This window comes from Vibrio sp. 9-16B-A1 (genome assembly GCF_056726165.1).
In genome coordinates this window covers 40,202-52,144 of the sequence record NZ_JBSDZD010000004.1, presented here as the reverse complement: position 1 = coordinate 52,144, position 11,943 = coordinate 40,202, and the positions used below count along the sequence as shown (strand labels likewise).

At 53.8% G+C, this 11,943-nt stretch carries 12 protein-coding genes and 1 pseudogene; 6 read left to right on the top strand and 7 right to left on the bottom strand.

Annotated features, from left to right (window positions below; genetic code table 11):
• Positions 1-129: 129 nt before the first annotated feature.
• The 6 genes from ACVB80_RS08265 to ACVB80_RS08240 all read left to right on the top strand — a co-directional run bounded on the left by ACVB80_RS08265 (position 130) and on the right by ACVB80_RS08240 (position 6,706).
• Positions 130-1,116 (top strand): LacI family DNA-binding transcriptional regulator, encoded by a 987-nt coding sequence (locus tag ACVB80_RS08265; RefSeq protein ID WP_481080811.1) that lies wholly within the window; start codon positions 130-132, stop codon positions 1,114-1,116.
• Between the two features lie 103 nt (positions 1,117-1,219).
• Positions 1,220-2,368, top strand: coding sequence for an extracellular solute-binding protein (locus tag ACVB80_RS08260; RefSeq protein ID WP_481080810.1), 1,149 nt, complete (start codon positions 1,220-1,222; stop codon positions 2,366-2,368).
• Between the two features lie 24 nt (positions 2,369-2,392).
• Positions 2,393-3,274 (top strand): carbohydrate ABC transporter permease, encoded by an 882-nt coding sequence (locus tag ACVB80_RS08255; RefSeq protein WP_481080809.1) that lies wholly within the window; start codon positions 2,393-2,395, stop codon positions 3,272-3,274.
• A complete protein-coding gene (locus ACVB80_RS08250) occupies positions 3,271-4,089 on the top strand; it encodes a carbohydrate ABC transporter permease (protein ID WP_481080808.1) in 819 nt (272 codons plus the stop codon). Before ACVB80_RS08255 ends, ACVB80_RS08250 begins: the two co-directional genes overlap by 4 nt.
• Positions 4,089-4,574, top strand: coding sequence for a hypothetical protein (locus ACVB80_RS08245; RefSeq protein WP_481080807.1), 486 nt, complete (start codon positions 4,089-4,091; stop codon positions 4,572-4,574). Before ACVB80_RS08250 ends, ACVB80_RS08245 begins: the two co-directional genes overlap by 1 nt.
• Complete coding sequence (locus ACVB80_RS08240; RefSeq protein ID WP_481080806.1) at positions 4,571-6,706, top strand: glycoside hydrolase family 3 N-terminal domain-containing protein; 2,136 nt, start codon at positions 4,571-4,573, stop codon at positions 6,704-6,706. Before ACVB80_RS08245 ends, ACVB80_RS08240 begins: the two co-directional genes overlap by 4 nt.
• Before the next feature lie 69 nt (positions 6,707-6,775).
• Here the strand turns inward: ACVB80_RS08240 and ACVB80_RS08235 are convergent, their stop codons facing one another.
• The 7 genes and pseudogenes from ACVB80_RS08235 to ACVB80_RS08205 all read right to left on the bottom strand — a co-directional run bounded on the left by ACVB80_RS08235 (position 6,776) and on the right by ACVB80_RS08205 (position 11,942).
• Positions 6,776-7,288, bottom strand: a complete 513-nt coding sequence (locus tag ACVB80_RS08235) for a YgjV family protein (protein WP_481080805.1) — start codon at positions 7,286-7,288, stop codon at positions 6,776-6,778.
• A gap of 85 nt (positions 7,289-7,373) precedes the next feature.
• The gene (locus ACVB80_RS08230) at positions 7,374-8,687 is read right to left on the bottom strand and encodes a tetratricopeptide repeat protein (protein ID WP_481080804.1); all 1,314 of its coding nucleotides are present in this window, start codon (positions 8,685-8,687) and stop codon (positions 7,374-7,376) included.
• Positions 8,663-9,301: an energy transducer TonB gene (locus ACVB80_RS08225; protein WP_481080803.1), complete on the bottom strand. Its 639-nt coding sequence runs from the start codon at positions 9,299-9,301 to the stop codon at positions 8,663-8,665. The genes ACVB80_RS08230 and ACVB80_RS08225 overlap by 25 nt, the downstream gene beginning before the upstream one ends.
• Positions 9,298-9,702: an ExbD/TolR family protein gene (locus ACVB80_RS08220; RefSeq protein WP_481080802.1), complete on the bottom strand. Its 405-nt coding sequence runs from the start codon at positions 9,700-9,702 to the stop codon at positions 9,298-9,300. Before ACVB80_RS08220 ends, ACVB80_RS08225 begins: the two co-directional genes overlap by 4 nt.
• Positions 9,699-10,046 carry a MotA/TolQ/ExbB proton channel family protein gene (locus ACVB80_RS08215; RefSeq protein ID WP_481080801.1) on the bottom strand — a complete coding sequence of 116 codons (348 nt, stop codon included), beginning with the start codon at positions 10,044-10,046 and terminating at the stop codon, positions 9,699-9,701. The genes ACVB80_RS08220 and ACVB80_RS08215 overlap by 4 nt, the downstream gene beginning before the upstream one ends.
• Positions 10,036-10,335 (bottom strand): annotated as a pseudogene (locus tag ACVB80_RS08210) (MotA/TolQ/ExbB proton channel family protein); the annotation flags it as partial. The pseudogene ACVB80_RS08210 and the gene ACVB80_RS08215, both read right to left, overlap by 11 nt.
• Positions 10,336-11,228: 893 nt before the next feature.
• The gene (locus tag ACVB80_RS08205; RefSeq protein ID WP_481080800.1) at positions 11,229-11,942 is read right to left on the bottom strand and encodes a DUF3450 family protein; all 714 of its coding nucleotides are present in this window, start codon (positions 11,940-11,942) and stop codon (positions 11,229-11,231) included.
• Between the last annotated feature and the right edge of the window lies 1 nt (position 11,943).

Below are 11,943 nucleotides of genomic sequence, written 5' to 3'. Positions count from 1 at the left end.
TCGAATTTAGTAACAAGTTCGTTGGTGGTTTCGTGTCCATCGCCGCAAAATGCTGATAGAATCGTTTCAACAAAAAAGCATTATGTGTGCACAGCCGGGGTAACATCTGGTTCGCACGGGAGAGAAACCATGAAGGTAACCATTAAGGACGTGGCGAAAAAGGCTAATGTGTCGATTTCCACTGTGTCCTACGCCATGAATGGCAGTGAGCGCATCAGCCAGGAAACCCGGGACCGGGTGCTGAAAATCGCCGACGAACTGAATTATGTGGCAAACAGTAACGCCAGGTTACTGAAGCAGAAGAAGACCAAAGCGATCGGGCTGTTTTTTAACTCCTGGTTCGGACCCGTTTACAGTGAGCTGGTTAAAGGGGTGGAGCAGGTGGTTCACAGCTGCGGATATGATTTGGTCGCGTGCAGCATGTACGGTAACGAGAATTCAACCGCGTATAAGTATATTCGTGACCGTATGGTAGATGGGGCCATTGTGCTGACCAACTCATTTGATAATGAGTTTCTTAAGTCAGTGGCCAAAAAAGATTTCCCTCTGGTAGTACTGGACCGGGAAGTGTCTGCACCGAATATCTTCAACCTGCTTATCGATAACTTTGGCGGGGCGTTTGCTGCAACTAAGGCGCTCATCGCAGCCGGTTGCCAGGAAGTGTACTACTTCGGCGGCCCGGAAGATTCCTACGATAACCAGAAAAGGTTGGAGGGATACATGGCTGCGCTGGGTTATTTCAATATTGGTTTTAACAGCGATTTTCTGATTCAGTCAGACTTTACCGAAAAAACCGCTCATCAGCAGATGACAGCGTTACTTGAGGAAGGCAAACGGCCTGGGGCAATTTTCGCTGCTAATGATGAGATGGCGATTGGTATTTTACGGGCAGCAAAGGAAGCGGGCATTGCCGTTCCTGACCAGCTGAAGATTGTCGGGTTTGACAATATTCGGATGGCTGAGCTGATGATCCCGGCCCTGACCACCATTTCTCATCAGAAGGTAGAGATGGGTGAACTTGCCGCGCAGACCCTTATCCGGGCGCTGCAGGGCGAGAAAGAGATTGAAGAAGTAAAAATCCTGCCGACCAAACTGATCACAAGGGATACCTTGTAAGGTTTCGAGCATGAAAAAGTGGTTGTGTGCCTGCCTTCTGGTTTTAACCAGCCAGACGGCAGCCGGAGCCCGGATTGAGGTCATGTCACCAGCGGGAAATTATATGAATTTCCTGAGACAGGAAGTCATTCCCGAGTTTAATAAGCGCTATCCGGATGCAGAAGTGGTGATCTCCAATGATGAAAATCTGGAGACCCGGATGGCCGCGGGCGACATGCCCAATCTATATGCCGGTGTATTTGGCTATCAGCCAGCCAAATACGCAAGGCTTGGCAAGCTGGTATATTTTGACCAGTTTGAAGGTTATCAGCAACTTATCGACCGGATTGATCCCCGGTTCCTGCGTAAAAACTTTGGTCGCACTTACTATATCCCGTGGAATGTGACGACTCAGATGATGATCTACAACAGGGAGCTGTTCCGTGAGGCTGGCCTGAACCCGGACAAACCGCCCCGCACCTGGGATGAGTTTCTTGCCGCGGCCGAAAAGATCAGCCAGTTACCTCCGCGCCCTGACGGCAGTCCTGTTTACGGCACCGTGCTGTGGAATGATGTGCTGTCCTCCGGCAGCTGGTACTGGGGTATGCTGGCTCAGCTCTACTACAACTTTAATCAGGGGCAGTACTCCCTGCTCAACCGCTTTGGTACCCACCCGGTATTCGATAAGCCGGAAGCCAATATGGCGCAGTTTTTCGCCACCATGCAGAAGGTGCAGCAGTATGCGCCGATGACAATGGAGAAAAGCTTTTTCTCACGCAACATAGGCATGTGGCTGCAGTTCGGCTTTGGCTGGAAAACCAATCTTCAGGAAGCCGCTGGCCGGCCTATGGTGATCGGTGAAGATGTTGGTGTGGCGCCGCTGCCAACCCTGCATCCGGGCGATACTCCGGTTTCCACCCTGGACGGCCGTGCACTGATGATTTTCAAAAGCAGTATCGAACAGGAGCTGCTCAGCTGGGCGTTCGTTCAGCTTTTGATGGATGATGATATGAACCATAAGGCCAACGTCGCGCTGGGGCAATTGCCAGCCCTGACCGCGCTTAAGAGCCGTCCGTATTATCAGAGCAAAGAAGCCAGACCTTTTGTTGAGCAGTTGCCAAATACGGTGATGAGTGAACCGTTCGCTCAGTCCTCAGACGTGGCCAACATCATTTTGCAGCAGTACTCCAAAGTCGTGCTCAAGCATGAACTGACTCCGGAGCAGGCCGTAGCAGAAGCAGCGGCGCAAGCGCGCAAGGTCTTTAAGAAATAACCCATCTAATCAAGTGGTTGCCCTATGAGAAATCGAAATATCGCAACAGGATATGTGTTCCTTGCACCCTGGATTATCTATTTTGCTGTTTTTTTGCTCTATCCGTTCTTCCTCTCTTTTGAGAGCAGCTTTCTGAACGTCAACATTCTGATGCCGGAAAACACCCGCTTTGTCGGGCTGGCAAACTGGATCACGGTCATTACTGACCCGACATTCTGGAAGTCACTGTTTAATGTGCTGTTTAACCAGGTGATCTTTGTTTTCCTCAGCTTTGGTATCGGCCTTGGGCTGGCATTGCTGCTAAATGAAATCAACGCCTTCGCCAGTCTGTTTCGTACCGTCATGTTTATCCCTGTGATCACCTCGATCACCGTGGCCATGGTGATTTTTGACTTTATCTCCGGACCGTCTGGTCCGCTCCAGTCTGCCATGCTCGGTGCAGAGCTGCTGGATAAGCCCATTTTCTGGAAATTTGAGCAGTGGCTGCCGATGCCGGTTATTGCGGTGTTTAGTGCCTGGAAGTGGTTTGGCGTGCAGATGATCATTTTCCTTGGTGGTATCGCCAGTATCGATAAGTCGCTGTTTGAAGCAGCGGATATCGACGGCGCATCGTGGTGGCGTAAAACCCGCAGGATCACCCTGCCGATGATCATGCCTCAGATCGTGTTTGTGATGACCATGAACATCATCAATGGTCTGCAGATGTTTATCGAAGTGTTTATGAACTTTGACCTGAGCGGCGGGCCATATCAGTCGGCCCTGACGCCGGTGCTCTACCTGTATCAGACCGGTTTTGAACAGATGAAGATGGGTGAGGCATCAACGATTGGTCTGATGCTGGCCGCCATCATCTATCTGCTGACCATGATGCAGTTGAAAATTACCACCAAAGGAGCGGACGCATGAGCAAGCAACAAAAAAGCGTCTTGATATACGCCACGCTGATCCTGGTGTCGATCGTGGTGATGTATCCGTTTTTCTACATGATCATCAACTCGTTCAAAACCGGGCCGGAGATCATGCATTCACCTAATGCACTGCCGGTCAGCTGGTCTCTGAACGGCTATATCGAAGTGTTCAATACGGTTAACCTGGGGCGTGTGTTCTTTAACACTATCTTTATCTCTGTCTCTGTCACCGTGCTTAACACTCTGTTCTCTTCGATGGTGGCGTTTGCGATAGTCAAAACCAATCTGCCTGGTCGTGAGTTCTGGCTGAAAGTGATCCTGGGGTCGATGATGATTCCGGCGATCCTGTTCACCATCCCGACTTACATGATGATGTATGAGTGGAACTGGATTAATACCTACCGGGTGCTGATCATTCCCGGCTCCATCAGTGCGTATAACATCTTCCTGCTGGTGCAGTTTATGAAGCAGATTGATAACGCCTATCTGGAAGCAGCGCGTATCGATGGTGCCAGTGAAATGCGGATATTTTTCCGTATTGTTCTGCCGATGCTGCGTCCGGCGCTGGCAACGGTGGGGATCCTGACCTTTATGGGGGCATGGAACGACTTTATGGGGCCGCTGCTGTATGTACGTGACGACTCTCTGATGACGCTGCAACTGGCGCTGTATAACTTTAAGACAGAAGTACCGGGAACCAACCTGGAACAGCTCTGGGCGATGACCACCATGATAGCGGTACCTGTGGTACTGGTGTTCTTTGCATTGCAGAAGAACTTTATTAAAGCCTTTACCGGTGTAGGAGTGAAGTGATGGCAGGACGGATTAAATGGCTGGCATTTGTGCTGATCGTTGCTGTGGCGTACGGGGTGGCCTGGATTAAGGCGTACAACCTGTCATCAGACTATTTTGCCTATGCTGAGCAGCAGTACCAGCAGGGCCACTATATTGAGGCTCTTAAAGGCAAGAACAAACTTGAAATGCGTCGCGATGATATCTATCTGGGCGGTTATCAGCAGGTGGTGGAGACCTGGGAAGGAACGGTATTCGGGCCCAGACCAGATTTCTATTACCAGGCAAGGCAGGGCGCTGAGCAGAGCCTGGCTCAATTGAACAGTGACGGGCTGCTGCGCCTGATAGAAACCTATGTCGAGCTGGATCTGCGTTATGTGCCTGAAGCGGCCGAGCGACTGAAATTCAGGGCGCATGCCGAGGGCGACCTGGCCCTGTATACAGAGATGGATGAGTTTCTCCGCGAGGCGTTTCCTGAGTACCAGCCGCAGGGGGGAGAGCAATGAAACCGTATCAGAACCCCGGACTCAGCACTGAGCAGCGCTGCGCAGATCTTCTTTCCAGAATGACACCGGAAGAGAAAGTAGGTCAGTTGTGTCAGTCTCCAATGCTCGACTACAACCTGAAACGCAGCCAGTATCTTGGCGCTGTGCGCGAGGGACGTGTTGGCTCACGTATTCTGGCCGATACCGCCTGGGCGGGCAATGCTCCGGGGGAAACGGTTGACCCGGAGCAGTTAAATGAAATCCAGCGGGTGGCCGTGGAGGAGAGCCGGCTTGGTATTCCGGTGATTTTTGCCCGGGATGTGATATACGGGCAGAAGACCGTGCTGCCGATACCGCTGGCCCAGGCGTGTTCCTGGAATCCGTCTCTGGTTGAACAGGCGTATTCCGGTATTGCCCGGGAAGCGGCATCACTGGGGATCAACTGGACCTTTGCCCCTATGCTGGATATCGTCCGCGATCCCCGCTGGGGCCGGGTAATCGAGAGCAGTGGTGAAGACCCGTTTGTTACCAGTGCGATGGCCCGGGCAGTGGTTCGGGGCTTTCAGGGCGATGACCCGGCTCAGCCAGGGCGGTTGCTTGCCTGTGCCAAGCATTTTGTCGGCTATGGTGCGGCAGAAGGCGGGCGTGACTATGACACCACAGAGATAACCGGTAATACGCTGCAAAATGTCTATCTGCCGCCGTTTAAAGCAGCGGTGGAAGAAGGCGTGGCAACCCTGATGTCCGGTTTTAACGACCTTGGCGGAACGCCGGTCACCGGCAGCCAGACGCTTATCCGTGAATGGCTGAAAGGACAGCACTGTTTTGATGGCATGGTAGTCAGTGACTGGGGTTCCATCTCCGATCTGACTCACTTCGGCGTTGCCCGGGATGCGTCTGATGCAGCCCGGCAGGCGCTTCAGGCCGGAGTGGATATGGCGATGACCAATGAAGCCTATGAGGGACTGCTTGAGCCGCTGGCAGCAAATGACCCACAGCTTATGGCCTGGCTCGATGATGCGGTAAAACGGGTGCTGAGAGCCAAGTTCAGGGCGGGGCTGTTTGAGTCTCCATACGCTGACCCCAATGAGCCTCAGCGCTGGCTTGGGCACCCTGAGCATCAGCAGTTGGCCCGTAAACTGGCTCAGCAATCGATGGTGCTGCTGAAAAACCGTGACCGGATACTGCCTTTGGCTGACACGCCGCAGACTATCGCTGTCATCGGTCCTCATGCGCACAGTCAGCGCCAGCATCTCGGCTCCTGGTGCCTGGATGGTAACAGTGAGGATGTCGTTTCGATTTATCAGGGCATCTGTCAGCATTCTGGTCGTCACAAGGTGATCACTGAGGATGCCGCATTCAGCGATGAAATGGTCGAGTGTGCTCACAGGGCCGATCTGGTCGTGTTGTGTGTGGGCGAAAGCCACCGCCGCAGCGGTGAAGCGCGCAATATTGCCGAGCTGGCGTTGCCAGCCGGCCAGGAAGCGCTGATCCGTGCGGTTGGAGAGACAGGTAAACCTTTGGTGGTGATTCAGTGCAGCGGCCGGCCAATTCCGTCAGCTGCCATTGAACAGTACGCCGATGCCCTGCTCTATGCCTGGCAAAGTGGCACGGAAACCGGCAGGGCGGTGGCGGATCTGCTGTTTGGTGATGTCTCACCAGGCGGTAAACTGACCATGACGGTACCAAGAACCACCGGACAGATCCCTTTGTATTACGGCCGTAAACCAATAGGGAAGATGCGTGCGTTTGGTGATTACCAGCCATACAAAGATATGGCGGATACACCGCTGTATCCGTTTGGTTATGGTCTGAGCTACAGCCAGTTCAGCTATCAGGATCTGGAGGTGGCCTGCCAGTCTGATGGCGGTCTGCGGGCACGGGTAACTTTAACCAACACCGGTGATGCCGCCGCTGCAGAAGTGGTGCAGTGCTATCTGTCCCGTGCCTGCAGCACCGTCACGCGCCCGGAGCGGGAGCTTAAAGCATTCGCCCGCGTCTCTCTTGAGCCGGGTCAGAGTGAAAAGGTTGAGTTGTTAATCCCAGCGGATCAACTGGCCTACTATGGCGTGTCCGGCTGGACAACCGAATCCGGGGCTCTGACCCTGTTCGTCGGCGGTGATTCAGACTGCCGTCTGTCACAGACGCTGTAAAGCGAACCAGAGGGATAACATCCTGGATGTTAATCCTTCCGGAGCCGGGCAGTTCGCTGCCTGGCTTTTTTATACTTCAACCGCTCGCTTGTTTTGCTTTTCATGATACAGCCGCCAGATGGTCACCAGGTTCATGGCGATCATTGAGGTTTCCAGCAGTATGCCTCCATAAGAGTGCACTATGATGTTGTTGGCAAGCCAGCAACACGCACCTGCCAGAAAAGCGAACCGCATTTTCAGCCCTTCAAGACGAAACAGGGCCCAGGTACCAATGCTGGTGCCCAAGACCGGCAGCATATCCAGGGGTGAGTCTGCCAGTCCGGCTCCCGCGATGATCCCGGTCGCAATAAAAAACCATGCCAGCCCTTTTGAGCGGTTGTTCACTGAAAGGCCGGTTCTCAGCCCGGACAGAAAGGCACTCAGGGCTGCAGTTGTTGCGCCGAGCAGTACAAAATGGATGAAGTGATTGGCGCTCAGCAGCATCAGCATCCATTTCAGTCTGCGGTCATCTTTCTGATAAAAAGTCACCAGACCGATTACAAAGCTGCCCATCCCAAACCACTGGGCGATCTCCCACTGCACGATTGCTCTCCCTGAACTGCTGAAAAGTGAAACGCCATTTTAATATGGTTTGTCGGGCGTATCAATCATGTCAGAAAGGGAGTTTCTATCTGAGTGCTATCAGCCGCTCAACTATCCTTATGTTTTCCCGGTGAGTCTGATTACCGGGCTGCTTTTTCTGCGCCGCTTTCAGGTGGGTGAGCGCGCGTTGATATGCTCCTTTTTCAACCAGGTACTGAGCCAGGGATACGTTGGCTTCTGCCGAGGTATCCGGGATATAGCTTGCTCTGGTAAGCAGCGCTTCAGACTGAGCGGGTTTGAGTCTGGCCAGGGCGAGCAGTGTCCTGCCGTGTTGACTGTTGTATGTGAGCGCTTTTTCGAAATAGCGGATGGAGGTAACGGAGTCCTGTTCTGCCAGCGCAGCCTGTGCCCGCAAATAAAAAAGCTCGCTGTTCAGTTCGGGAGATAGTCCACTGATTTTTAACAGCTTTGTGACGAGCTTTGATACCCTGGTATGCTGGCCGCGGGATAAGAGAAACTGACCTGCCTCGACGAGCTGCCCCGGTTCGATCTGGTCTGGCCTGGCGGCGAGGCGGTTTAAGTACGGTGCAGCAAGGCTGTATTGTTCCTGCTGAAGGTAGAGCCTTGCCAGGCGAAGCTCCTGTTCGGCTGAGGGCTTCAGACGGTTTGCGATTTCAAGGGCAGTGACAGCATTTGTCCACTGCTCTTCCTGAAGGGCAATATTGGCTTTCATTTGCCACAACTGCGGATTGTTGGGATCTGAGCGCAGCAACTCTTCTGCAACAGAGGTTGCCAGGCTGAGATCTCCGGAGCCGAATGCGGCCTGGAGCAGCCCCTGTAGTGCATTGGCATTATCTGCCTCGTGGATCAGGGCCTGTTGATACGCCATTTGGGCTGCCAGAAAATGTTCTTGCCGGAGGTAACCATAACCCAGCAGGCGATAATGGGATGCCAGCTGACTCTGAGGATGGGCTTTCAGCAGGTGCTGGCGTGCCTGGTTATAGTTACCAGTGCGTGTCAGGACTGCCCCGAGTGCCTGGTGAGCCCGGCGAAAGTCAGGCATCAGCTTTATAGCTGAAAGCAGAGAACGACGCGCTTCGTGCCACTTGCCCTGTTGTTGCTGTATTTGGGCGAGGCCATACCACAAGGCAGGGTCTGGTGTCCGCTTTAACGTCAGAGCCAGGCTTTTTGCTGCCTTTTCGTTTTGGTTATTTCTAACCAGTTCAGCTGCCTGCTGCAGGGCCCCGTACACCTCCCGGCTGACTTTTGGCTCATAGGGGGTCGCCGGAGTGGCCTGAAAAGCGAAACGGATATCCTTGTCCGGATTGAGGTCCAGAGCGAGAACCGGGCTGCAAAGGAGTAAGATAAGTAAGGTCAGGCTTTGATAATAACGGGCCATAGAAATTCTGCTTTAACTTTTGTTCCCTGACGGACAGGAGCGCTGAATCGGGCCTGACGGATAAGGTCACGCACTAAAGGCTCCAGTTCGTTGTAGGGAAGATGACTGACAGCGACCAATTCTGGCTGGCCGTTTTCGTGAATAATGATGTGCAACACAACTTTGGCCTGACTCAGACCTTGCCGGGTCAGGCTTCCAGGAAGTCTGGTGCGCAGCCTGGAGAGTAGTTCAGGAAGTTCATCCAACTCCTGCAGGGAAAACGTCGTCAGGGATTCCTTAAGCTTTCCGGCACTCAGGTTTTCCGTCAGCCCGAAGTTTTGAGTCAGAACCGGCTGAGGAACCGCCAGTCTGGGCAGTTCCACGGCCAGTGGTGACACTTTAAGTTCGATCCTGCTGCCGGTGTTCAGGGTATTCAGGTTTACCCGAAGCTCGCTTTTCTTCTGCTGGTTTTGTGTTACGGGTGGTGGTGGTGGCACAGGCAGAGTCACGCTGCTCAGTTTACGTACCTGAATTGTGTGCTCCGGGGTAGTCAGGTTGCCGCTGTAAGCAATAGTCCACAGCAGCATGGCCATGATGAGCGTTGCGATCACGAGGGCCCACAGGTTATGCCTCATAATTTGTCCTTAGTCGCTATATTTACGCTGGTGGCACCGGCAAGTTTGCAGCTGTCGACCAGGTCGATAAGCATCGCGGTACTTGCAGTGCGGGAGGCCTGGATGATCACATTGCGCTGGTCCGGAGCCTGTTGTGTCAGAAGCGGGGCTACTCCGGCCAGGTTGATCCGGCTGCCACCGTGCCAGACCTCTCCGTCTGCTGTGAGCGCCAGCAACAGGCTTTTGGCGGGCAGATCACTGCTGCTGATTGCGGCCGGGCGCTCCACTTCCACACCGGTATCACGGGTAAAGACGGCGCTGACAACAAAGAAGATAAGCAGGATAAACACAACATCCAGTAAAGGAGAGATATCGATGGCCGGGCGTTCATCATCCTGTGCAAACAGACGTGTTTTTCTCACCGGGCTTCCTCCTGCTTCGGGCCAGCTATCACCAGCAGGCTCCAGGCGGGAATCGCTATGATCAGTCCGATTTTTGTGGTCAGCAGAGCCTGGCTTATACCTGCCCCAAAGGCCTGGATATCGGCCTGAGTAAACTGACTGACCAGGCCGTGGACGGTTCCCAGTAAACCAAGCAAAGGAGCGCATCCGGCCCAGGCAAGGAGTTGCGTGCGGTGATGATTCCATTCTGATGAGTCAAGGCTGGCCCGGTTTATCATTAACCGGGTGAGCTGAAAATAGAGCAGCAGGCCAAAGCCTGTCGTTATCCAGGCGATGAGCCCGGCGCCAGCAAGTTTAGTGAGCATGGTGGCCCTCCTGTTTTGCCAGCAGGCTTTGGGCGTCGTTTTCCAGTCCGGCCAGATATACCCTGTGTTTTCGGCTGAGGTACGCGTGCATGAGCAATGCCGGTATTGCGACGACCAGGCCAATTTCAGTAGTGATCAGGGCTTCAGATATGCCACCGGCCAGCAGGCTCTGATCTTTGTTGCCAAACAGGTTCATCATTTCAAAGGTGCTGATCATGCCGCTTACCGTACCCAGCAGCCCAAGAAGCGGGGCAACTGCGGCGGTAGCAGACAGCAAAGACATCCCGCGTTCCAGTTGTGTCTTCCAGTCAAACAGGAGCTGATAAAGTGCCTCTTCACCTTCCTGGCGGGCGGCAACCCAGACCAGTTGCTGTTGCCATTGCCCTGGTCCGGGCTTTGTTGGGCTGAGTGAGGCGATCCGAACCGGTTTGGCTAACCGGATATATTGAATCAGTTTGATGGTGCCAATCAGGACGGAAAGCGCACCGAACAGCAGGATTGGGTATAGCCAGATGCCTCCCCGGGTCAGCTTGTGCCACAGAGAAAGCTGATTTACCTCAATCGTACTGGCTTTGCCGAGCGTGATGTCACTTTCAATACGCCACCAGTTATTCTCACCGGATGCCTGAGCCGGGTGTATCTGAAGGGTGATTTCCCCGGGTTCGGAATCTGTGCTGGTAAGGTACCAGTTGCCCTGGTCATCAGAAAACCAGTTGATCGGCCCGGCGCTGATACTCTGGCCTGAGATGATCTCACCCTGTGGCAGAATGGCACGTGCCTGCTGCTTATGGGGAGCGAAATGTCTGCCAAGGTCGTGCAGGCGGCTCAGCACTTCATCTTCCGGTTGATTTCCCTGACCGGACAGTTCGCTCAGAACATTGTGTATATAACGGTTTTGCTCCTGCCACTGGCTTAACCGGGACTGCAGCTGATCCAGCCCAAGGTATTGCTCATCATGTTGACGGATCTGACCGGACATGACGCTCCGCAGTTCATCCAGACGTTTTTCCCAATGATTAAGTTCGTTAAGCAGCGGGGCTCGTTGGCTGGCGATCTCAGACAGCGTTTTCTGGTACTGCTGCTGCGCCTGGCCGAGTTCTGTGCGGAGCTGTTTTTCTATCTGACTGACTGAGCCCGGTGCCGGAAAGGCGATCAGAGCGCAGAGCAGGATAAGACAACGATTCATGGCATGATCCCTCTTATCGGCAGTACGGTCAGCTGTGGCTTTCTATTTTGTAAATAGACGTCAAACGCCAGGTTAATCTCATCACTGAACTCTGGCATGGCCTGCCATTGCCAGCCGGATTCACCGGCATAGCCGATCCCGGCTTCACTGCCGTCAGGCAGCCGGTACAGTGCCTGAGCCAGCCCCAGGTAGAGTTGCTCACTTTGCCAGTTTCTTCCCGGCAACTCGCCATGGTGGAGAACTATCCGGCTGTCAAAGCGATCAATGCCTTTCAGCATCTCCGCCAGTGAGGCAATGCGGGCCGACAGGCTGAGCCTGTTATCGGTCAGCTTTCGGTAGGCCGGAGTCAGTTGCAGATGCAGAGGTTCAGGCAACTTTGGCCACTGAAGCATCATCTCGTGGATGCCCGATTCGAGGAGCGCGTGATAGCGCTCCCCCTGCAGCTCCTGCTCAGTTTGCTGGCTGAGCAGTGCCTCCCTTTTTTCCGCGACAGCATCCCGCTCAGCGCGACGTTGCCCGATCGCAGTCGTTAACTGCTCAAACTCTTTCTTATAAAGCCGTATTTGACGGGACAGGTTGTGCTGTTCCTGTTGCCATTGCAGCTGTGCATCTGCGATAGCCCGTTCGCTCTTCATGCGTTGCTCTACCAGGGTTTCCAGTGGCTGAGCGTGCAGACTAAAAGGGATGAGTAACAATATCCAAAAGCGCATG